Raw genomic sequence first — 21,482 nt, 5'->3', positions numbered from 1 at the left:
TCGGCGGACCGGGTAGGAGCGGTCGGGGAGGGCTCCGGGGGCGCGGCCCCGGAACCGGCCGTGACGCGGGTCCCCGGCCCGGCGGCGCGGGCCGTCACCGCGCGCGGCCCAGTCGGCGCGCCGCCAGCGCGGCCGTCGCCGCCCGGTCCGGTTTGCGCGAGCGCCCCGACAGCGGGATCCGAGTGAGTAGCAGGGCGTCGGGCCGGGCCGTGCCCATCCGCCGGACCGGCTCCGACAGGGCGGCGCGCAGGGCCCGTTCGTCCGCGCCGCGCTGCGGCTGCACGACGGCGACCAGCCGTTCGTCACCGTCGCCGGCCGGGATTCCGACGAGCACGGCCAGTTCCACGCCCGGCACGTGCAGGGCGGGCTCGTACAGCCCCGGGTAGATGTTCTCGGCCCGGCGCAGCACCATGTCCTTGCTCCTGCCTTCGAGGACGATGCGGCCCGCGCCGTCCAGCCGAGCCCGGTCGCCCGTACGCACCCACGGGTCGGGCTCCTCCCCGAGGTAGCGGTGGCGGGCCGCGGGGCCGGACAGCAACAGCTGTCCGTTCCCGTCCGGCTCGGCGCGTACCCCGGGGAGCGGCGCCCCGACCAGGTCGCCGGACTCCCCGGCCGCCTCGAACGCGGACTTCTCCCGCGCCTCGACCGCGGCGGCCGGGAACAGCTCGGTCAGCGCGTACACCCCCCAGGCCTCGGCCGCGCCCGCCGCGCGCACGCGTTCCAGCAGCCCGGCGCCGGCCGGTGCCGAGCCCGTCCACACCCGGCCGTGGAAGCGGGCGCCCGCGCCCAGCGCGTCCCGCAGCCGGGGCGGGGTCAGATAGGTGTCCTCGGGCCGCAGCCGGTGCAGCTGACGGGCCAACACCCGGGAGTCGCCCGCGGGGAGGGCGACGGCCGCGCCGCGCGCCAGCGAGGGGACGAGGACGAAGAAGGTGCCGCCGAGCACCGGCCGGTCCCCGCACGCGTCGAAGAGGGTGGAGACCGTGCTCATGCCGGCGGCCAGGCTCGCCCGGGTGTGGACGACGGCCCGCGGCAGGGAGGTGGTCCCGGAGGTGAACACGATCACCGCGTCGGCGTCCCCGTCCAGGTCGGCGCCCGGCGCGGGCACGCCCCGGCGGGGCGCGCCCAGGTCCAGCGCGGGCGCGCAGCCCGGCAGCCGGGGCCCGACCGTGGCCACCGGGCCCAGCCCGGCCAGGTCAGGCAGCGCGAGGTGGGCCCGGCGGGCCAGCGGCCGGGCCCAGCCCGCCACCGCCTGCGCGGTCGCGTCGGCCAGCACCAGCGCGGGCCGGGCCAGCGCGAGGCGGGCGCGCAGCACGTCGGGTCCGGCGCCCGGGTCCAGTACGGCCCCGCGCAGCCCGAGCCGCCACAGCGCGAGCAGGACGGCCAGGGCGCGCGGCCCGGGGCGCACGGCGACGCCGACGGTGTCCCCGGCGCGCAGCCCGCGCGCGTGCAGGGCCGCGGCGAAGGCGTCCGCCAGCCCGGCGAGTTCGCCGCGGGTGGCGCGCACCCGGGGCGCACCGGTGCGGGTGGCGGTGAGCACGGCGGGCCGCTCGGGGCGGCTGCGCAGCGCGCGGTCGAGGTGGTCCAACATCAGCGGGGGTCGTCCGTTCCGTGCGTGCCGCTGCCCTGGTCGAGGTACCAGCGGGCGGTGCCGGCGATCCCGTAGGCCCGCAGCCGCCGCGTGGAGTTCTCCACGACCATGTCCCGGCAGTGCGTGATCCGGTCGCTGTGGCGGCGTACGGCATTGAGGAAGAGCCGGTCGGTCGGTGAGGGGCGCCGGGGCATTCCGCCGACGCCCAGGTACAGCTCGGCGGTGATGGCCATGTTGTTCCCGGCGTGCATGCGGTACGGCGCCCGGTAGCCGCGCCGCCGGGCGTGCTCGGGCCGCAGCCGGCCGAAGAGCGCGGCGAGGGCCACCAGCGCGCCGAACCCGGCCCGGCCCAGCGGTCCGTGCTCGTCGCGGCGGGCCACGATCCGCCCGCACACCAGCCCGGGGCTGCGGTGCAGCGCGCTGCGGGCGGCGCCGGTCCAGCCGGGCCGCGGCAGGCAGTCGGCGTCCGTCCGGGCGAGCAGGGCCGCGCCGCGGCCGATCGCGTACCGGAACCCGGTGTCCACCGCGGAGCCGACCCCCTTCTCCGGCTCCTCGATCACCTCCACCGGGAAGGGCGCGCCGGCCGCGAACGCGCGGGCCACCGCGCCCGTACCGTCCGTCGAGGCGTTGTCGACGACCAGCAGGGTGAAGTCCCGGTCCCGCTGGGCGGCGAGCGCCCGCAGGGTGTCGGCCAGCCGGGCCTCTTCCTCGTGCGCGGGCACGACCACCCACATCGGCGCGGTCGCGGCGCTCACGACTTCTCCCAGACCATCGTCATGATGCTGATGCCGCCGCCGAGACCCACGAACAACACCCTTTCCCCGGGCACGAGTTCCCCGAAGACCCGGTCCAGCTGGAGGCCGATGCTCGCGCTCGCGACGTTGCCGAGCTCGGGCACCGTCACCACCAGCTTCCCGGCGGGCACCCCGGTCAGTTCCGCGAACCGCTCCAGATACGGCACCGTCACCTGGTGCACCAGTACCTTGGCGAAGCCGTCCCAGTCCATGCCCGTGCGGTGCAGCGTCCGGTCGATGACCGCGGTGCCCACCTTCTCGAAGACGCCCCGCAGTTCGTGCCCGTCGCCGCGGAAGTACGTGTACGCGTCCCCGCGCGGGTGCCGTGACCCACCGCCCGGGATGCCCCCGACCCCCCAGTGCTCCGAATGGGTCTCGGTGTCCACGTCGACGATCCCGCCGCGCTCCACGGCCTCCACGACCACCGCCGCCCCCGCGTCGCCGAAGGTGTACCCGGCGAAGCCGTTGCGCAGTTCGGCGAGATCGGCCGGGTCCTTGCGCACGGCCCGGCTCGGCGTCTCGCCGGTGACCACCAGGGCCCGTCGCGCCCGCCCGGCAAGGATCATGGAGCGGGCGAGGTCGATCCCGTTGACGAAACTGTTGCAGGCGTTGGTGACGTCCAGGGCGTGGGCCCGCGAGCCCAGCTCCGTCTGCACGATGTGCGCGGTGGCCGGCTCCACCAGGTCGCGGGAGGCGGACGCGAACAGCAGCAGGTCGACGTCGAGCGGACCGAGTCCGGCGGCCGCCAGGGCCCGGCGGGCGGCGCCCACCGCGAGGGTGGAGGCGTACACGCCCTCGCCGGCGACCCGGCGGGAGACGATCCCGGTGGCCTGGGTCAGCAGCCTCGGAGGCAGCGCCAGTCCACTGCGGCGCGCCACCTCCCGCTGAAGGGCGTCGGAGGACAGCACCTCGTCGGGCAGCAGGCTGCCGACGGCGGTTATCCCGGCGCGCAGCGCGGCGCGCGGCAGCGGATCAGATGGCTGAAGGAACATGCACACACGATGACAAGCCGGCCGCGCCGGGGCCTGAGTACGGATGCTCAGTTCGGCGCCACCGGCTGCACGGCCCGCCTGAGTACGGCGAGCACCCGATTCGCCTCCCGGCCAACCCCGCGACGGTCAGGGCCCGTTTACCTGAGGTGAGGCGGGACCGGCGTACGGGGTGATCCGCGGGTCGGTGCCGCCCGGCGGACGCGTCCGGAAGGCGGCCCGGGCGGCCGACAGGGCCGGCGCCAGGAACCGCCACGGCCCGTACCCGAGGCACACGGCGACCGCCACCACCCCGATGAGCGTGGCGAGGACCCGGGCGATCGGCTCCGGATCCACGAGATCAGCCCCCGTTCCCACCGGCGCCGGCACGGCCGGAGCGGCGCCCTGCGAAGCGTTCGCGCAGGCGGCCGAAGGCACTCGGCCGCTGCCAGCCGCGGAACTCGTCGGCCCACCGCCCGTCCAGCCGGGTCAGCGACTCCGCCACCTCTGCCAGCTCCTTCGCCGCCAGGCTCCGTACGGCCGGCCGCAGCACCCCGTCGAGCAGGTCCGTGCGGGCCTCCTGCCAGGCCGGGCCGGCCTGCGGCTGAGAGGACCACGCCGTGAAGCAGTCCGCGACGAAGCCCGGATCCAACCGCAGCCGATCACGGACCGCCGGTGTGCGCGCCGCCGCCCGGTAGGCGGCCAACAGCTCCGCGTCGTTGCTCTCGATCAGCGCCCGCAGCTCGCTGTCCGGCCGGTCCCCGGCCAGCAGCCGGGCGCACAGGGCCGCGTACGCGCTCTCCCGCGGGCCCGGCTCCGGATCCAGCGACCGCAGGTCCAGCGCCCGGCGGACCCAGCCCGCGCCCGCCGAGCCCGACCGCAGGTTCCGAGCCAGCTCCAGCATCAGCAGCGACGGCCGTAGCCGGGCCGGGATCTCCTCCTGGAACTGCCCGAGGAGCTCCGGTGCCAGCTGCTCGGCCCCGGTGTCCCCGGCCGGGGCCCGCACGGCCGCCCGTACGAGCAACTCCCAGGTTCCGGCCTCCCGGTGGGCCTTCGGCCCGGTCGCCATCAGCACCAGCGCGGCATCGCCCGCCCCCGGCGGGTCCCCCTCCCACACCAGCCGCATCGCGGTCCGCAGCACGAGTGGCTCCGCGTACAGCGAGACGCCCGAGCGGGCCAGCAGGGCGTTCAGGGCTCCGACCCGGTCCGGGGCGGGCTCGGCCACCGCCGCGGCCTCGGCGCACATCCGCAGGTGCGGCCGCGCATCGGCCGCGGTCAGCCGCAGTCCGGTCCGGTCGAACAGGTGCCGTCCGGCGGCCGGATCGCCCGCCGCGAGCGAGTCCAGCCGGTCGAGCACGAGGGCACGCAGCCCGGGCAGTTCGGCCAGCGCGGCCCGCACGCCCGCCCCGTACGCACGCTCCGGATCGGCGAGCAGCGCGAGCGCCAACTGCCGGGCCGTACCGGGCAGCAGGTCGCCCACGTCCACCCCGAGCACCGAGGCCACCCGCAACAGGCCGGCCGAGTGGGCCGGTTCGGTCGCCGTGCCGCCCAGCGCCGCACGCAGGCCCGGTTCCAGTTCCGCCGCCAGCCGCCCGCGGACGGCCGCGCCCAGGGCGCCCGCGGTGGGCAGGGCCGTGGGCGGCGCCCCGGTCCGTACGGCCTCGGTCAGGGTCATGACCACCAGCGGTTCGCACACCGCGGGCGGGGCCCAGCCGTCCAGGGCCGCGAGCAGCCGCCCGGCCGCGGCGACCTCCACCGGGTCCCGGTCCCCGGCCGGGCGGCCCAGCGCCAGCGCCAGCGCGTGCAGCCGTACGTCGTCCAGCGCGTTCCGGTGCCCGGCGGCCCAGTCGGCGGCCGCGATCCGGCCGGGGGAGGGCAGGGCGATGTCCGCGGCCAGGGCGAGCGCGGCCAGCGGGCCCGCGTCGTAGGGCCCGGTGGTCAGTCGCCGCACCTGGGCGACCAGGTCCTGGCGCTGCGCCTGCCAGACGCGGGCGGCGGTGTCGGCCCACACGTCCGGCTCCCCGGCGGCGGGGGCGGCGGCGCGAGTGGCGTCGTAGATCCGGTAGCGGTGCTCCTGCCCGGCGAGGACGGGCCCGTCCTCGGGCACCACCCCGATGATCTGCTGCCGGGCGAGCTGCGGCCGCCGGGTGTAAGTGGTGAAGGTGAGCCACTGTCCCCGCTGGTGCGGCAGCACACTGCACGCGAGCATGATCCAGCGGGCGACGGCCTCGCTGTCCGCCTCCACGAGCACGATCTGCGGGGCGTCCGGGTCCTCGCCGAGCCGGCGCACATCGGCGAAGAAGGCGGCCAGCCAAGGTGCGCGGTCGGCGACGAAAGCGGCCAGCGCGGCCCGGTCGAGGCGGCCCGGAGCGGGTACCGCGGCCAGCGCGGGAGCGCCGGCCTCCGGGGTCGTGGCGGCCCACTGCGGCGAGCCCCAGGCGGTGATCGGCAACTCGCCCACGGCCGGGCCGGAACCGGCGGGTTGCGGCAGGTGCACCGCGTGGGCGTGGAAATTGCCCCACCGGCCGCTGTGGTCGGCGCCCGTGTACACCGAGCGCGCCAGCAGCCGGCTGCCGTCGGCCAGCACGTTCAGGCTGAGCGCCTGCGGAAAGCCGGCCAGCTCCCGCGGCCCCGGACGCGGCGGCGCGTCCCGGGGCGGCTCGTAGCCGATCAGCTGCTCCGCCTCGCGCAGCAGGGTGGCCGGCACCCCGGGGCTGACGGCCGTGAACCGGAAACCGGAGCCGTCGGGACCGGGCGGCGCCGAGGTGTAGTGCAGTTGGGCGAGATTCATGACGTCCCCTCGGAGCCGTTACGGCCACCCCGGCCACGACCACCAGTGCCACGGCCGCCCGGGCCCGTGAAGTCGGTCCATATCGTGTCGAGTTCGGTGCTGCAGGTATGGGCGCCGCGCACCCCCGTGGCGGACATCTGGCATCGGTACGGGGACCGGTCGAAGCAGTAGGGGCAGACGACGGAGGTCATGTCAGCGGACCACCAGGGAGGGGAGAGGAGGCTCTTCGAGCCGGACGGAGGCGGCGCCGCCGCCGAGGAGAAAACCGCGCAGGGAGTACGGGCGGCCAGGGGCGACGGCGGTGTCGACCGGGCGCTCCACCGTGCCGGTGCCGGTGCCGGTGCCGGTCCCGGCGCAGCGACCGCAGCACGCCGGCGCCGACGTGCCGGAGCCGACCGGGCCCGGCGACGGCGAAGATCTCGTCGAGCACCCGTAAGCGGCCGCCGGACGGGACCAGTAGTTCGCCCAAGTGACTTAATCCGATGGTCTGTTGTGCGGCGAGGAGTTCCCCGTACGCTCCCACGAGCGGCGACAGCGGCAGTCCGGAGAGCGCGCGGGGCAGCCCGATGGCGTGCCCGAAGTCGGTCCCGGCCATCGCCCTGCGCCCCCCGTGCAGTGTGTGCGAGGTCATTTCAGCAGATGTGCAGGTCGTCCGTGGGCTCTTTCGTTCTCCAGCTGTACGGCGCAGTGTCACGGAGCGATCTCCGTCCAGTACCCCGGGCCCGCTGTCCTTGGGGCGCCCCTCGACTCCCCCCTCACCCACAGAGGTCGTCACCCCATGGCAGAACTCAACCGTCGCAGGTTCCTGCAGATAACCGGTGGCGCCGCCGCCCTCACGATGCTGAACGACAGCATCGCCCGGGCCGCCGCCATCCCGGCGCAGGGCACCACCGGAACGATCCAGGACATCGAACACGTCGTCGTCCTGATGCAGGAGAACCGGTCCTTCGACCACTACTTCGGCGCGATGAAGGGGGTCCGGGGCTTCGGTGACCCGCGGCCGGTCCTCCAGGACAACGGCAAGCCGGTCTTCTTCCAGTCGAACGGGACGAAGGACGTCCTGCCCTTCCACCCGCAGGTCCAGGACCTCGGCATGCAGTTCCTGGAGGGGCTCAACCACGACTGGGCCGGCGGCCACCAGGCGTACAACAACGGCAAGTACGACAAGTGGGTCCCGGCCAAGACGGCCACGACCATGTCGTACATGACCCGGAACGACATCCCGTTCCACTACGCCCTCGCCGACGCCTTCACGGTGTGCGACGCCTACCACTGCTCCTTCATCGGCGCCACGGACCCGAACCGCTACTACCTGTGGACGGGGTACACCGGCAACGACGGCGTCGGCGGCGGCCCGGTCCTCGGCAACCAGGAGGCCGGCTACGGCTGGAAGACCTACCCCGAGCGGCTGGAGGCGGCCGGCATCTCCTGGAAGGTCTACCAGGACATCGGCGACGGCCTGAACGCCGCCGGATCCTGGGGCTGGATCAACGACGCCTTCCGCGGCAACTACGGTGACAACTCGCTGCTGTACTTCAACACCTACCGGGGCGCCCAGCCCGGCAGCCCCCTGTACGAGAAAGCCCGTACGGGCACGAACGTCAAGGCGGGCGACGGCTACTTCGACCGGCTGCGCGCGGACGTGACGGCCGGCACGCTGCCCCAGGTCTCCTGGATCGCCGCCCCGGAGGCGTTCAGCGAGCACGCGAACTGGCCGACGAACTTCGGCGCCTGGTACATCTCGCAGGTCCTGGACGCGCTGACGGCGAACCCGGCGGTGTGGGCGAAGACCGCCCTGTTCATCACCTACGACGAGAACGACGGCTTCTTCGACCACGTGGTCCCGCCGTACCCGCCGGCCTCCTCGGCCTGGGGCCTGTCCACGGCCGACGTGTCGAAGGACCTCTACGCCGGTGGCGGCGGCTACGCGGCCGGACCGTACGGGCTCGGCCCGCGCGTCCCGATGATCGTGGTCTCCCCCTGGAGCAAGGGCGGCTACGTCTGCTCCGAGACCTTCGACCACACCTCCGTGATCCGCTTCATGGAGAAGCGCTTCGGGGTGCAGGAGCCCAACATCTCCCCGTGGCGGCGCGCCGTCTGCGGTGACCTGACCTCGGCCTTCGACTTCACCCGGGCCGATGCCGCGCCCGCCGCACTGCCGTCCACGGCCGGGTACGTCCCGCCGGACAAGGACCGCCACCCCTCCTACCACCCGACCCCGCCGGTGACGGGCGTGCTGCCCCCGCAGGAGGCCGGGTCCAAGCCGACCCGCGCGCTCGGCTACAGCCCCTACGTGGACGGCGCACGCACCACGTCCACCGGCAAGTTCACCCTCACCTTCGCCTCCGGACCGACCCTGGGCGCCCACTTCCACAGCACCTCGGGCAACCGCACGGACGGCCCCTGGCCCTACACGGTCGAGGCGGGCAAGACGCTCGTCGACACCTGGTCCACCAGCAGCTCCACCGGCAACCAGATCAACCTCACGGTGTGGGGCCCGAACGGCTTCCTGCGCACCTGGAAGGGCCCGGCGAAGAAGGCCGGCCCCGAGGTCACGGCCCGCCACTCGGCGGCCACCGGCAACCTGGCCCTGACGCTGACCAACTCCGGGACGGCGGCCGTCAACCTCACGGTGACCAACACCTACGGCGGCGCGGCCCAGACCCTCAGGGTGGCGGCCGGCGCGACGGTCTCCCACACGGTGGACCTCGTCGCCTCGGGCCGCTGGTACGACGTGAAGGTCGTCTCCGACGCCGACGCCACCTTCTTGCGCCGCTTCGCCGGACACGTGGAGACCGGCGCCCCGGGCGTTTCGGACCCGGCCATCAGGACCGTCTGATCCGGTCCTCCGGTGCGCGCAGCAGCCGCCGTTCCAGGACCGCGAGGTCCGCGGGACGGTGGCTGCGGGCGTGCCGCAGCAGGCGGTCCCGCGCGGTGTCGGGCACCCGGCGCCGCTTCGGGTGCCGGGTGGTGAACGCTTCGCTCGCGAAGAACCGCACGGCCCCGTCCAGGCCGGCCCGGTCCGTCTCCCGCACTCCCCAGGCGAGTTGCTCCGTCGCAGCTGCGGCCAGCAGCCGCGCGGGGGCCCGTTCCGCGAGGAGCCACGCCGCGTCCCGGGGCTCGTCCCGTACGGCGCCCAGCCAGCTGAACAGCGTTGCCGGCGGCACCCCGTGCGGCGCCCGGGGCCCTTCCTCGCCCGCGGCGAGGGCCGCGGCGTACTCCCGCAGCTCCGCGGGCGCCGCGGCCACCCACCGCGCGCGGTGCCGGGCGGGGATGCCGCCCTGGGACAGCGGGTCGAGCAGGCGCCGCGCCTGCGGTCCGCGGTGTTCCGCGTGCAGGTCCTCCCGGCACATGCAGTCGAACGTGTCGTCGACGGGGTGGTCGGCGGCGTCCTGCCGCCGGGCCGCCTCCACCGCGCCGATCTCGGTCGGATCGCTGATCACGTACGTCCCGGGATGGTGCGGGTGGCGCGCTCCGTCCGGTCGCGAGAAGTCCCCCGTGATCAGGGGCTGCGGGCGCGGTATCGGGTTCACGGTGTGATGGTAGATCCGTTGGGCAGAACCTCCGGCGTCGGTTTTCTTCGCCACGTCACCGAGGGAGAACGCATGGCCATCGCCCATCGCAGGATCGGCACCGGACCCGTCCGCGTCATCGTGCTGCACGACTGGTTCGGCACCTCCGCGAACTGGGGTTCCGTACTGGACCACCTGGACCCCGAGGGCTTCAGTTACGTCTTCCTCGACTACCGCGGCTACGGCGACCGCCGCGACGTCCCCGGCCGCCACACCCTGGCCGAGATCGCCGACGACGTCCTCGAACTCGCCGACCAGCTCGGCTGGGACACCTTCTCCCTCCTCGGCCACTCCATGGGCGGCAAGGCGGTCCAGCAGGTCCTCGTCCGTGCCCCCGAGCGGGTGGAGAAGCTGATCGGGCTCGCCCCGGTCCCGGCCGGGCCCTACGTGATGGACGACGCGAACCACGCCCTCTTCCACGGCGCCGCGACCGATCCCGAGAAGCGCCGCGTGATCCTCGACCTGGTCACGGGCAACCGTGCGAGTCGGTACTGGCTCGACGGGATGGTCGCCCACTCGCTGGCCGTCTCCCGCCCCGAGGCCTTCGCCGGCTACCTCGCGAGCTGGCAGCCGCTCGACCTGTCCGCCGCAGTGAAGGGCAACACCGTCCCGGTGCTCGTCCTCGTCGGGGAGTACGACCTCGCGATCACCGCGGATGTGATGAGGGACACCTGGCGGGCCTCCTACCCGGACTGCCGGATCGTGACGGTCCCGGGCTCCGGCCACTACCTGCCGCACGAGACCCCGGTGGCCTTCGTCACCGCGGTGGAGGCCTTCCTGCGGATCTAGCCGGGCGGCGAACCGGGCACACGAAAAATCCCGTGGGGTACGAGGAGACCTCGTACCCCACGGGATCGACAGGGTGAGTGACGGGACTTGAACCCGCGGCCACCTGGACCACAACCAGGTGCTCTACCAACTGAGCTACACCCACCACGAAGGGCGGCGGACCGCCCGTTCGATGTGCAAGCACAGCATAGCCGATCAGAGGGGTGCTCCCGCGACGCCTTAATGGGTGGTGGGCCCGCTTCCGGCCGGGCCGGAAGGAGGCCCGGGGGCGGGGGCGGCCCGGACGAGCAGTGGTAGCGCTCCATCGACCGCTCCGCACCGAGCGCGGCCTCGGCCAGCGAGCCCGGCGGGCACCGTACGAGCCCCGCCGGTGGGATCCTGGGTCATGGATCCGCACCTGCTCCGCACCTTCCCCGCTGTCCCGTCTCGCGAGATGTTCTCGTTGTCGCAGGTGACCTTGGTGGATTCGCCGATGGTCTCGCATGACGTTGCCGCTGACGCGTTGAGGTACGCCACCGGTCTCATGTGATGTCACTGAGCTTCGTTCTTCTGCGGCGCCGCAACTGCTCGCTGACCGCGTCAGTTCAGCCGACAGACCCCAACGGCCTTGGCCGGAAGCACTGCGGTCAGAAGACCATCCAGTCATCGCCGAAGAGCACATTGAGGAAGAACGACACTCCGAGGCCGACCAGCGCGAAAAGGATCAGCATCAGTACCGTGACGACTGCGAACTGGCCGCAGGGATGCTTCAGGAGGCGGTTCCAGGTTTCACGCCTGATCTTCATGTACCCACCTTCGCCTACTGCGACGGGGTACATGCGGCAAAAACGAAAGGCCCCGGGCCTTGATGGCTGCCAGCCGAGGGTGCCTCTCTGGTCCTCGTGATCGTAGGTTTCGGGCAACAAGCTGGCTATCGCGGCTACCCAGATCGGCAGCCGTCTGCACAGCCTGCTGACTCCGCTCCCTCCGGCTCTGGAGTGGTCGGCGCGTCGTACTGCGGCCCCGAAACCCGCGCTCTGGTTCGAGGTCGCGGTACGTCCGCGATCCGGGGGCGGGCCGTGGGTGTCGGAGCCGCCTCCCCGCTCTCCGTCGGCTCCCGGCTGCTCGCCGCGCTGCCCGCCACCGGGGTCACCCTGCGGGTACTGCCCCGGTCGAGGTGCCCGCCGCCGTCGCCACCGGGGCCTGTGACCTAGGGGGGCTTGCCGATCAGGCCGGGCTCGCGGCGCCCGGCACGCACGCTCGCCGCGTTCTCGTCGGCCGCCGACGCTCCGCGTCGACTCCCTCCTCGGCCTTGCGATCTTCCCCTCGGCCCTGGCGGGCCTGGGGAGGCCCCATGGCACCGGACACCGCCCCCTGAGCCGGCCCGACCGACAAGACACCCCCTCGGCCTGGTCGACGACCTCGCCGACGCGCGCTGGCTCGACGCCCCCGGCGTCGGGCTGCCGCTCACCGCCGCCCGCGCCTCCGTGCGCCACGACGGCACCGACCTGCTCGCGCTGTGCGCCCTCGCCGCCGCCGGGCACGGCCCCGTGCTGCTGCCGCGCCGCGTGGCGCAGGCCGCCGGTGCGGGGGTCGCCCTACCACTGTCGGCCCCGCGCCCGGTGCACCGCACGGAGCTCCTCTCCCCGAGCAGCCCGACCGGCGTGGCCGCTGCCCTCGCCGCACGGCTCGCGGCAGGATCACCCGTATGACACGTGAACCCGCACCCTTCACGGCCGATGACTACGCCGCCCGGATGGCCGCCGCCGCCCAGACCGCCGCCGACGCGGGACTCGCCGGGCTGCTGATCGCCCCCGGACCCGACCTCACGCACCTCACGGGGTACCGGCCCACCGCCGAGACCGAGCGGCTGACCCTGCTCGTCCTGGCCGCCGGGCAGGACCCGGTGCTCATCGTGCCCGCGCTGGAGGCCCCCGACGCGCAGCGGGCCCCGGGCGCCTCCGCGCTGACCCTGCGGGACTGGGCCGACGGGAAGGACCCGTACGCCGTCACCGCCCCGCTGCTGGACTTCCGCGGGCGCTTCGGGGTGAGCGACAACACCTGGGCGCTGCACCTTCTCGGCCTGCAGCGGGAACTGCCGAACAGCTCCTACGCGCCGCTCACCGACTGCCTCCCCATGCTCCGCGCGGTCAAGGACGAGCGGGAACTGGAGCGCCTCGCCGCAGCTGCGGCCGCCGCCGACGCCGCCTACGCGCAGGTCCTCCACCTCCCCTTCGCCGACCGGCGGGAGAGCGACGTCGCCGAAGACCTGGCCGGCCTGCTGCGCGCGCACGGCCACTCCCAGGTCGACTTCACGGTCGTCGGCTCCGGCCCCAACGGGGCCAATCCGCACCACGAGGCTGGTAACCGCGTCATCCGCCGCGGCGACATGGTGGTCCTCGACTTCGGCGGCCTGCGCTTCGGCTACGGCTCCGACATCTCCCGCACCGTGCACGTCGGCGAGCCCACCGCCGAGGAGCAGCGGGTCCACGACATCGTCCGCGAGGCCCAGCAGGCCGGCGTGGCCGCGGTCCGGCCGGGGGTCTCCTGCCAGGAGATCGACCGGGCCGCCCGCGCCGTGATCACCGAGTTCGGCTACGGGGACCGCTTCATCCACCGCACCGGCCACGGCATCGGGGTCACCACCCACGAGCCCCCGTACATGGTCGAGGGCGAGGAGCAGCCGCTGGTTCCCGGCATGTGCTTCTCCGTGGAGCCGGGCGTCTACCTGCCGGGCCGGTTCGGCGTCCGCATCGAGGACATCGTGACCGTCACCGAGGACGGCGGGCGCCGCCTCAACAACGCCCCGCACGAGCTCGCCGTCGTGGAGTGAGCCCTACGGGGCCAGGACGACCGCCGTCTCGCCGGGCACGTGGATCCGCCCGTCGGGACCCGGGTGGTCGACCGGCTCCCAGGAGGCCAGCACCCGTACTCCGTTGCGGCCCAGCGCGATCGTCACCGGGTCCGGGGAGAGGTTCACGGCCACCCGGACGTCGCCCCGCCGGAAGGTGAGCCAGCGGCGCTCCTCGTCGTGGGCGACCCGGACCGCCGCCAGGTCCGGGTCGCGCAGGTCGTGATGGGTGCGGCGGAGCGCGATCAGGGTGCGGTACCAGTCCAGCAGGCGGGCGTGGCCGGCCTGTTCGGGCTCCGCCCAGTCCAGGCGGGAGCGGTCCCGGGTGGCCGGGTCCTGCGGGTCCGGCACCTCCTCCGCCTTCCAGCCGTGCGCCGCGAACTCCCGGCGCCGGCCGGCCCGTACCGCCTCGGCGAGGTCCGGGTCGGGATGGTCGGTGAAGTACTGCCAGGGCGTCCCGGCCCCCCACTCCTCACCCATGAAGAGCATCGGCACGAACGGCCCGGTCAGGGCCACCGTCGCGGCGCACGCCAGCAGCCCGGGGGAGAGCGAGGCGGAGAGCCGGTCGCCGAGCGCCCGGTTGCCGATCTGGTCGTGGGTCTGGGTGTAGCCGAGGAAGCGGTGGGCCGGGGTCCGACGGTGGTCCACCGGGCGGCCGTGGGTACGGCCGCGGAAGGAGGACCAGGTCCCGTCGTGGAAGAAGACCCGGGTCATGGTCTTGGCGAGGGCGGCGAGCGGGGCTGCGGCGAAGTCGGCGTAGTACGCCTGGGACTCGCCCGTCAGCGCGCAGTGCAGGGCGTGGTGGAAGTCGTCGTTCCACTGGGCGTGCAGGCCCAGGCCCCCGGCGGCGCGCGCGGTGGTGGTGCGCGGGTCGCAGCGGTCGGACTCGGCGATCAGGAACAACGGGCGGCCGGTGTCCGCGGCCAGTTCGTCGACGGCCGCGGAGAGTTCCTCCAGGAAAGTCAGCGCCCGGTCGTCGGCCAGGGCGTGCACGGCGTCGAGCCGCAGCCCGTCGATCCCGTAGTCGCGCAGCCAAGCCAGCGCGCTGCCGAGCAGGTAGGCGCGCACCTCGTCGGAGCCGGCCGCGTCCAGGTTCACCGCGGAGCCCCACGGGGTGCGGTGGGTGTCGGTGAAGTACGGGCCGAAGGCAGGCAGGTGGTTGCCGGACGGGCCCAGGTGGTTGTGGACCACGTCCAGCACCACGCCCAGCCCCGCCCCGTGGGCGGCGGCCGTGAAGCGGGCCAGACCGGCCGGGCCGCCGTACGGTTCGTGCACCGCCCAGGGCGCCACCCCGTCGTACCCCCAGCCGTGCCGGCCGGCGAAGGAGCAGACCGGCATCAGCTCCACGTGCGTGACGCCGAGGGCGGTGAGGTGTCCGAGCCGGGCGGCGGCCGCGTCGAAGGTGCCCTCGGGGGTGAAGGTGCCGATGTGCAGCTCGTACAGGACCGCGTCCTGGAGCCGGGTGTGCGGCGGTGGCACCGGCCGCGGTGCGAGGGCCGCCAGATCGACCACCGCCGACAGGCCGTCGGGCCCGTCGGGCAGCCGGCGCCCGCGCGGGTCCGGCCGGGGGCCGTCGCCGTCGAGCAGGAACCCGTAGCGGCTCCCGTCGGCGGCCGGGGCCCCGGCGGTCCACCAGCCGTCCCGGTCCGGATCGCGCGCCATGTCGTACGTCGCCCCGTCAAGCAGCATGGCGACGTGACCTGTCAGTGGTGCCCACACCTCGAACTGCACGGACGGTCCCCTCGTCGGCGGCGGTGTCCAGCATGCGTATCGTGCCCATCATCGGGGGCGTGGCGGGGGAGTTCTGGACACTCCGGCCCCGACGGGCCGACAATCACCCTGTGACGTCCAGTTTCGAGATCCCCGCCTTCCCCGCGCCGCGGCTGTCCGACGCCGAGCGCGACCGGGCGCTGGGCCAGCTCCGGGAGGGCGCGGCCCTCGGCAAGCTGTCCCACGACACCTTCCTGCGCCGGATGGAACTCGCCCTGGTCGCCCGCCGCTCCGAAGACCTCGCCGTGCTCACGTCCGACCTCCAGTCCCGGCAGGGGTCCGAAAGCCCCTGGACCCGTCGGCTGTTCGGCTGGGTCGGCCGCGTCTCGGCCGTGTCCGTCGGGGTCCGGCGCGCCTGGAACGCCGAGCGCCTGCCCAAGCTGCTGCTGCCGCATCCGAGCGCGGCGGCCCTGCGGATCGGCCGCGACCCCGGCAACGGGCTGCGGCTCAGCCACGAGACGGTCTCGCGGGCGCACGCGGAGCTCAGACTGCAGGGCGGGGTGTGGGTGCTGAAGGACCTCGGCTCCACCAACGGGACCACGGTCAACGGGCACCGGGTGACCGGCTCCGCAGTGGTCCGCGACGGGGACCAGGTCAGCTTCGGGAACATGGCCTTCCGGCTCTCGTCCAGCTGAGGGAACCCTCCGCGGGTGCCCCGCCGGTCCGCCGCCGGGGGCCGGCGCGCAGGATGGGGTCATGGAACACACCTCCGTCGTCCGCCGCGCACGCGTCGGGGACCTGCCCCGCCTGGTCGAACTCGTCCACGAGCACGTGGCGTACGAGAAGTCGGTGCCGCGCCCGCCGGACCTCGCCGAGCGGCTCGGCCCACAGCTCTTCGCCGAGGACGCCCGGCTGTGGGTGCTCCTCGGCGAAGCCCCGGACGGCACGGTCGCCGGATACGCCGCCTGCTCCGCCGAGTTCTCCTTCTGGGACGCCCGGCACTACCTGCACATGGACTGCCTCTACCTGGCGGAGGCGGCCCGCGGCCACGGCCTCGGCACCGCCCTGATGGGCGGCGTGACGCGCCTGGCCCACGAGCTCGGCCTCGACCAGGTCCAGTGGCAGACCCCGGACTGGAACGAGGGCGCGATCCGCTTCTACGACCGGCTCGGTGCCACCGGGCGGCCGAAGTACCGCTATTCCCTGGGGGTGGAGCCCTCCGGGGGCCAGGACGGGACACCCCCCGGGCCCGGTTCCGCTTCCTGCTGACCGGGCCGCGCCGGCCGCCCCGACGCGGGCGTGCGCCCTGCACTTCTGTGCGCCCCCTCGTGCTCCTTCGGCGCGGGCGGCCGCCGTCGTACGGTTCCGGGCTATGAGCGGATACACGATGGAACCAGCCACGCCGATGGAAATCAGCCCGCGAGTCGTGCCGCCCTCCGACCGGTGGTCCCCCGCGCTCGCGGTACCGGCACCGGTCTGCCGTTTCGAGAACTTCCTGGGGGAGGAGCGCGCCGCCGCCCTCTTGGAGTACGCGATATCGCGGGGGGAGGACTTCACGGCGGGGACCGTCCTGGATCCCCTGACCGGACAGGTGTCCCGCAAGGGGCACGACTCGCTGGTCCTTCCCGTGACCAGCGAGGTGTTCAGCGCACACCTGGCCGACTGTCTGCCGCTCGTCCAGGAGGTCCTCGGCCACCGGGCGTCGCTCGCACGGTCGTTGACCGTCCTGACGGCGCACGGTGAAGGCGGGCACTTCGGCCTGCACACGGACGCCTCACGCGTTCGGGACGTGGGCACGGCGCTGTCCGCCGTGTACTACCTGCACCGCAGGCCGCGCGGGTTCGGCGGCGGCCAACTCCGCCTGTACGACACCGTGGTGGAGGAAGGCAGGGCGAGGCCGGGGGAGTCCTACCGCACGATCGAGCCCGAGCACGACACCATCGTCTTCTTCCCCTCCGGCGCCTTTCACGAGGTCGTGCCGTCCACCTGCCCGAGCGGACGGTTCTCGGACCACCGGTTCACCCTCACGACGTGGATCTCCGGCGGGGAGCCCGCCGCGGGACCGGACGCCGACCGGCCGTACGTCTGGCAGTGGCTGGCGGACGCGGCCGAGGGCACCCGCCCCCTCCACGACGCCGAGGAGGACCACGACGGGGCCAGGCCGGTGGCACTGCCGCCACCCGGCCCCGACGCCCTCCCGGGCCCGTCCAGGCCCTGACCGCCGCTCGCCGCCCACCCGGCCTGCCCGCCTGCTCAGCCCGTGCGTTCGGCGCGGTCGGCCGCGACGAGGCGGTCGTAGGCGGCCAGGACGATCCGTGACTGGTGTTCCACCTGGGTGGCCACCGGGACCCAGCGGGCCCCGAAACGGGCCGCGAAGTCCTCGCACCACCCGGTGACCAGCCGGTCCAGCCCGGGCGCCGCCGGATGCCCCTGGGCGCGCAGCACCCGCAGCAGCATCGCGGCGGCGCGCAGCGACAGCCGTCGCCCGAAGGCGTCGATGCTGGCGATGTACGCCGCCGTGGCCTCCGCGGGAGCCGCGGCCGTCCATTCGGCGGCGATCCGGGGGATCAGCGCGAGCGTCCAGTCCACCGCGCGCAGCAGGGGCGCCGCGGCCGGGTCCCCGGACGTCTGCGGACCCGGCCGTACGTCGTCGCGGCCCCGGACCGCGGCGACGAGCGCGGCGTCCGCGGTGAGCCGCTCGGCCAGCATCCGCAGGGCGCCGGGCGGGTCCGGGTGCGGGGTCGGATCGTCCACCAGGTCGGAGGCCCACATGGGGACTTCGACGATGGCGGTCGTGCCGGCGTAGCGGTGGGCGTGGTACCAGGTGCTCAGCCGGGTGTCCTCGGGGTGGAAGGCCCCGGCAGCCTCGCTGCCCGGCTGCGGGATCACGAAGATCCCCGGCCCGGGGGAGGGCCAGCCCGCCGCGTCCGAGGCCCCGTTCTCCACCGGGATGCGCAGCTCGGCGGCCGATGTGCCGAACGGCTCGGCGAGGCCGGGCACGTCCCGGGTGAGCTGCACCCAGGAGCCGCCGAGGTCGGTGGCGTGCAGGGAGGCCTGCAGGACGGGCCGCAGTTCGTCGATGAGCGCCATCAGGACCAGGGTCTCGGGCGGCAGTCGGTCCGGGGGCAGTAAGGACGGGGCCCACTCGGGCTGTTCGGGGCCGGGCGGCCGGAAGAAGTTCCGGTGGTAGTCCAGCAGCGAGTACGGGTGGGGGGTGCGGTGCAGGTCCGCGCCGTCCGGGTCGGCACAGAGCAGGAAGTGCCAGCCGCAACTGGCCCGCGGCGCCGGGTCGTCGAGGACGCGCCGGGCGAGCGAGAGGGCGGTGGCGCCGCCGACGGGCTCGTTGGCGTGCGCCCCGGCGACGACGAGGACGTTGCGGTCGGCCCCGCCGCCCGGGGCGCCGCCCGTGGCGGCGACGGACAGCACCCACAGGGGCTGCCCGGCCCGTGAGGTGCCGGCTTGCCGCAGCCGGACCTCGCCGGGGTGTTCGTCCGCCAGAGCGCGGGCGGCGAGCCCGAGTTCCCGCGGTGTGGGGTAGCGCATGTCACGGTGGAGGGTCACAAGGGATGCCATGCCCCGGGGGCCCGCCGCCTACTGCTCCGCGGGCGCCGCAGTTCCCCGAACTCCGGGGGAAACCCCTGGCCAAGGCCCGGGGGCGCGGCACCGGAGGTCCGGGCTACCGCTGGTGCAGACCGCGGCCCGCCAGGCTGAGGAAGGCCTCCCCGACCGCCTCCGACAGCGTGGGGTGGGCGTGGACGTGCCGCGCCACATCGCCCGGTTCCGCGTCCCAGCCCACGATCAGCTGGCTCTCCGCGATCATCTCCGACACGTGCGGACCCACCAGGTGCACGCCGAGCACCCGCCCGTACCGCTCCGCGACCACCTTCACCGTGCCGCCCTGCCCGTGCACCATGCCCTTGGCCACGGCGGTCAGCGGCATCGTGTTCACCACCACGTCGTCGTACGCCGCCTCGCGGGCCTGCGCCTCCGTCAGCCCGACGGCGGCGGTCTGCGGGGCTGGTCATCGTCGTCCCCTTCGACGATCCGCTGGCCGGAGCCGTGGCCGCCTTCGCGGAGCTGATCGGCGCCCGGGCCGCCGCGCCGGAGCCGGGCCCCTGCGGGCCGCCGCACTGAGCGGCGGCCCGCCCCGGCTCCGCCGGATCACCGGCGCAGCCAGACACCCACCGGGTGGCCGTCCAGCAGGGCGGCCACCTCGGCCGGACCGCTGTGCGACGCGGTGCGATCCGCGCGCGGGGAGGCGGGGGCGAGGCGGGTCCACGTGCCGGGGGGCAGGTGCAGGTGGGTGTTCCGCCAACCGCCCGACGCGGTCAGCCGGTGGGAGAGCCGGGTGGCCGCCACCAGCAACCCGGGGGCCCGGGTGAAGGCCAGCAGGTGGTCGGCGGCCGGGCCCCGAGCGAGGACCGGCGCGTAGCCCCGGAAGAGCTCCGGCCGGTCCCGCCGCAGCCGCAGCAGGGTGGCCGTGAGCTGGAGCTTCTCCTCGGCCGGGTCCCCGGGGGTGGCCCCCGCGTCCAGGTGGGCCAGTGCCCGACGGGGGAAGCGGGCCGGACGCCGGTTGTCGGGGTCCACCAGGGCCCGGTACTCCGTCTCCGCACCCTGGTAGACCTCCGGAACCCCCGGCATCGCCAGGTGCAGCAGGGTCATGCCGAGGAGGTTCGCCCGGGCCGCCCCGGCCAGCTCCGCCGGAAGGTCGACCGGGGCTGTGACGTACCCGGCCACGCCCGCCTCGTACTCCTCGTCCCGTTCGGTCCAACTGGTGTGCAGGGCCGCCTCGCGGACCGCCTTGAGCAGGGCGTCGGCCAGCCGCGGCCCGGCCTCGGGGACCCGGCCGAGCCCGAGCGCGGTCTGCCGGGCCACCCAGGCCAGCTGGGGGTCAGGCCCCTCGGGGCGACCCATCAGCTCCGGCGCCTGGGACAGCGCCGCGATCCGGGCCCGGACGTCCGCGCTGCGCTTGGTGTCGTGCGTGGACAGGACCGTCCCGGCCGCGGGCCACTCGCGGGCCAGATCGGCGCAGTACGCGTGGAACTCCGCCGCCGACACGGCCGGCCGCCCCGGCTCCCCGCCGACCTCGGTGGCCGACAGCAGCGGCGCGTACCGGTAGAAGGCACGGTCCTCCAAGGACTTGGCGCGCAGCGCCGCCGAGGTCTGGGCGAAGCGGGCGGCGAAGGCCGGATCCCGCAGCAGTAGCTCCCGTACGGCGGCCACCGCACCGGAACCTGCCGCCGCGGACGCCTGCTCCAGCGCTTGCGGCGGCAGGTCCACCTCGCCGGGATAGGGCCGGTAGACGGGGAAGGCGATCAGCAACTCCCGTACGGCCGAGACGAGTTCCGGACCGGCCTGACGTTCCAGCGCCCCCAGTTCGGCGGCCAGGTCACCGGTCAGCACCTCCCGGGCGGACGCCCGGGCCGCCTCCGGCCAGCGGGGCAGCCCGGTGGCCTCCCCGTACCGGGCCGCCAGCTCCGCGGCGCCCTCGGGGTCGGTGAACACCCCGTCCACCCGGTGCAGGGCGTCGTAGCCGGTGGTCCCCGCCACCGGCCAGGCGGACGACAGCCGCTCCTCGCGGGCCAGGATCTTCTCGACCACCACCCAGCAGCCGTCTCCCGCAGCCGCCCGCAGCCGCCGCAGGTACTCCTCCGGGTCCGCCAGCCCGTCCACGTGGTCGATCCGCAAGCCCTCCGCAACCCCGTCCCGGACCAGCTCCAGCACCTTCGCATGGGTGGCCGTGAACACCTCGGGGTCCTCCACCCGGACCCCGATCAGATCCGAAATGGTGAAGAAGCGACGGTAGTTGAGCGAGGAGCTGGCTTCGCGCCACCAGGCCGGCCGGTACCACTGCGCGGCGAGCAGCTCGGGCAGCGCCAGCCCCGAGGTCCCCTCCCGCAGCGGGAACTGCTGCTCCCCGTAGTGCAGCAGCTCCCCGTCGACCCGCAGCTCGCAGGACTCCACCGGACCGGCCAGGACCGGCAGCAGGACCTGCCCGCCGCCCGCCTCCCAGTCGATGTCGAACCAGCGGGCGTACGGCGAGCCGGGGCCCTCCCGCAGCACCTCCCACAGGGGCCGGTTCAGCCGCAGCGGGGTCGGTACCGCCATGTGGTTGGGCACGATGTCGAGGACCAGCCCGAGCCCGTGCGCCCGGGCGGTCCCGGCCAGGGACCGCAGGCCCGCCTCGCCGCCGAGCTCGGCCCGCACGCGGGAGTGGTCGGTGACGTCGTAGCCGTGCGTCGAGCCGGGCACCGCCTCCAGGACCGGGGAGAGGTGCAGGTGCGATGCGCCGAGCGAGGCGATGTGCGGTACGGCCGCCTCGGCCGCCGCGAAGGGGAACTCCGGGCGCAGCTGGAGGCGGTAGGTCGACGTCGGAGTGACGGATGTCGGAACGTCAGATTCCGATTCGGGGGTCGCGTGCGGCTGGCTCATGAGAACGT

General features: G+C 74.7%; 18 protein-coding genes, 1 tRNA gene and 1 pseudogene. 8 read left to right on the top strand and 12 right to left on the bottom strand.

The genetic code is table 11. The annotated features are described in order from the left end of the window. Window positions 1–94: 94 nt before the first annotated feature. The 5 genes from ACIQK6_RS09640 to ACIQK6_RS09620 all read right to left on the bottom strand — a co-directional run bounded on the left by ACIQK6_RS09640 (window position 95) and on the right by ACIQK6_RS09620 (window position 6,141). Window positions 95–1,588 carry a class I adenylate-forming enzyme family protein gene (locus ACIQK6_RS09640; RefSeq protein WP_329098171.1) on the bottom strand — a complete coding sequence of 498 codons (1,494 nt, stop codon included), beginning with the start codon at window positions 1,586–1,588 and terminating at the stop codon, window positions 95–97. Beyond that, window positions 1,588–2,343 carry a glycosyltransferase family A protein gene (locus ACIQK6_RS09635; RefSeq protein WP_329098169.1) on the bottom strand — a complete coding sequence of 252 codons (756 nt, stop codon included), beginning with the start codon at window positions 2,341–2,343 and terminating at the stop codon, window positions 1,588–1,590. The genes ACIQK6_RS09640 and ACIQK6_RS09635 overlap by 1 nt, the downstream gene beginning before the upstream one ends. Continuing rightward, window positions 2,340–3,374 (bottom strand): 3-oxoacyl-ACP synthase III family protein, encoded by a 1,035-nt coding sequence (locus tag ACIQK6_RS09630; protein WP_402694621.1) that lies wholly within the window; start codon window positions 3,372–3,374, stop codon window positions 2,340–2,342. Before ACIQK6_RS09630 ends, ACIQK6_RS09635 begins: the two co-directional genes overlap by 4 nt. A 126-nt stretch (window positions 3,375–3,500) precedes the next feature. Next, a complete protein-coding gene (locus ACIQK6_RS09625) occupies window positions 3,501–3,707 on the bottom strand; it encodes a hypothetical protein (RefSeq protein ID WP_329098165.1) in 207 nt (68 codons plus the stop codon). A gap of 4 nt (window positions 3,708–3,711) precedes the next feature. Further along, entirely contained in the window at window positions 3,712–6,141 is a 2,430-nt protein-coding gene (locus ACIQK6_RS09620) for a GTPase-associated protein 1-related protein (RefSeq protein WP_329098163.1), read from the bottom strand. A 301-nt stretch (window positions 6,142–6,442) separates the two neighbouring features. On the opposite strand from ACIQK6_RS09620, the gene ACIQK6_RS09615 reads away from it, so the two are divergent. Further along, the gene (locus ACIQK6_RS09615; protein WP_402694620.1) at window positions 6,443–6,577 is read left to right on the top strand and encodes a hypothetical protein; all 135 of its coding nucleotides are present in this window, start codon (window positions 6,443–6,445) and stop codon (window positions 6,575–6,577) included. Window positions 6,578–6,919: 342 nt separating this feature from the next. Then, on the top strand, window positions 6,920–8,980 hold the full coding sequence (locus ACIQK6_RS09610) for a phosphocholine-specific phospholipase C (RefSeq protein WP_329098160.1): 2,061 nt from the start codon (window positions 6,920–6,922) through the stop codon (window positions 8,978–8,980). Here the strand turns inward: ACIQK6_RS09610 and ACIQK6_RS09605 are convergent. Next, the gene (locus ACIQK6_RS09605) at window positions 8,967–9,674 is read right to left on the bottom strand and encodes a hypothetical protein (RefSeq protein WP_329098158.1); all 708 of its coding nucleotides are present in this window, start codon (window positions 9,672–9,674) and stop codon (window positions 8,967–8,969) included. The genes ACIQK6_RS09610 and ACIQK6_RS09605 overlap by 14 nt on opposite strands. A gap of 72 nt (window positions 9,675–9,746) precedes the next feature. Between ACIQK6_RS09605 and ACIQK6_RS09600 the strand changes: the two genes are divergently transcribed. Then, window positions 9,747–10,502, top strand: a complete 756-nt coding sequence (locus ACIQK6_RS09600) for an alpha/beta hydrolase (protein WP_329098157.1) — start codon at window positions 9,747–9,749, stop codon at window positions 10,500–10,502. 72 nt (window positions 10,503–10,574) lie between these two features. On the opposite strand, the gene ACIQK6_RS09595 is transcribed toward ACIQK6_RS09600, so the two are convergent. Together ACIQK6_RS09595 and ACIQK6_RS09590 are read right to left on the bottom strand one after the other, a co-directional pair. Then, window positions 10,575–10,647, bottom strand: a tRNA-His gene (locus ACIQK6_RS09595). 481 nt (window positions 10,648–11,128) lie between these two features. Beyond that, on the bottom strand, window positions 11,129–11,287 hold the full coding sequence (locus ACIQK6_RS09590) for a hypothetical protein (RefSeq protein WP_329098156.1): 159 nt from the start codon (window positions 11,285–11,287) through the stop codon (window positions 11,129–11,131). A 681-nt stretch (window positions 11,288–11,968) separates the two neighbouring features. Between ACIQK6_RS09590 and ACIQK6_RS09585 the strand changes: the two genes are divergently transcribed. Together ACIQK6_RS09585 and ACIQK6_RS09580 are read left to right on the top strand one after the other, a co-directional pair. Continuing rightward, window positions 11,969–12,193, top strand: a complete 225-nt coding sequence (locus tag ACIQK6_RS09585; protein ID WP_329098154.1) for a hypothetical protein — start codon at window positions 11,969–11,971, stop codon at window positions 12,191–12,193. Further along, window positions 12,190–13,314 carry an aminopeptidase P family protein gene (locus ACIQK6_RS09580; RefSeq protein ID WP_329098151.1) on the top strand — a complete coding sequence of 375 codons (1,125 nt, stop codon included), beginning with the start codon at window positions 12,190–12,192 and terminating at the stop codon, window positions 13,312–13,314. The genes ACIQK6_RS09585 and ACIQK6_RS09580 overlap by 4 nt, the downstream gene beginning before the upstream one ends. A 3-nt stretch (window positions 13,315–13,317) precedes the next feature. On the opposite strand, the gene treZ is transcribed toward ACIQK6_RS09580, so the two are convergent. Continuing rightward, the gene (gene treZ, locus ACIQK6_RS09575) at window positions 13,318–15,063 is read right to left on the bottom strand and encodes a malto-oligosyltrehalose trehalohydrolase (protein ID WP_402694619.1); all 1,746 of its coding nucleotides are present in this window, start codon (window positions 15,061–15,063) and stop codon (window positions 13,318–13,320) included. 110 nt (window positions 15,064–15,173) lie between these two features. Between treZ and ACIQK6_RS09570 the strand changes: the two genes are divergently transcribed. From ACIQK6_RS09570 to ACIQK6_RS09560, 3 genes are all read left to right on the top strand, one after another. Continuing rightward, window positions 15,174–15,737: a DUF1707 and FHA domain-containing protein gene (locus ACIQK6_RS09570; protein ID WP_329098149.1), complete on the top strand. Its 564-nt coding sequence runs from the start codon at window positions 15,174–15,176 to the stop codon at window positions 15,735–15,737. Between the two features lie 61 nt (window positions 15,738–15,798). Next, entirely contained in the window at window positions 15,799–16,311 is a 513-nt protein-coding gene (locus ACIQK6_RS09565; protein WP_329098147.1) for a GNAT family N-acetyltransferase, read from the top strand. A gap of 103 nt (window positions 16,312–16,414) precedes the next feature. After that, window positions 16,415–17,260: a 2OG-Fe(II) oxygenase gene (locus tag ACIQK6_RS09560; RefSeq protein WP_329098145.1), complete on the top strand. Its 846-nt coding sequence runs from the start codon at window positions 16,415–16,417 to the stop codon at window positions 17,258–17,260. Window positions 17,261–17,295: 35 nt separating this feature from the next. Here the strand turns inward: ACIQK6_RS09560 and ACIQK6_RS09555 are convergent, their stop codons facing one another. The 3 genes and pseudogenes from ACIQK6_RS09555 to treY form a co-directional block, all read right to left on the bottom strand. Further along, window positions 17,296–18,615 carry a M14 family zinc carboxypeptidase gene (locus ACIQK6_RS09555; protein ID WP_402694618.1) on the bottom strand — a complete coding sequence of 440 codons (1,320 nt, stop codon included), beginning with the start codon at window positions 18,613–18,615 and terminating at the stop codon, window positions 17,296–17,298. 103 nt (window positions 18,616–18,718) lie between these two features. Continuing rightward, window positions 18,719–19,060 (bottom strand): annotated as a pseudogene (locus ACIQK6_RS09550) (dihydrolipoyl dehydrogenase); the annotation flags it as partial. Window positions 19,061–19,203: 143 nt separating this feature from the next. After that, window positions 19,204–21,474 carry a malto-oligosyltrehalose synthase gene (gene treY / locus ACIQK6_RS09545; protein ID WP_329098142.1) on the bottom strand — a complete coding sequence of 757 codons (2,271 nt, stop codon included), beginning with the start codon at window positions 21,472–21,474 and terminating at the stop codon, window positions 19,204–19,206. Window positions 21,475–21,482: the final 8 nt, after the last annotated feature.

Source organism: Streptomyces sp. NPDC091682 (assembly GCF_044756625.1).
GTDB lineage: Bacteria > Actinomycetota > Actinomycetes > Streptomycetales > Streptomycetaceae > Streptomyces.
Note: the sequence above shows the minus strand (reverse complement) of the source record. Positions and strands in the feature narration are given on the sequence as shown.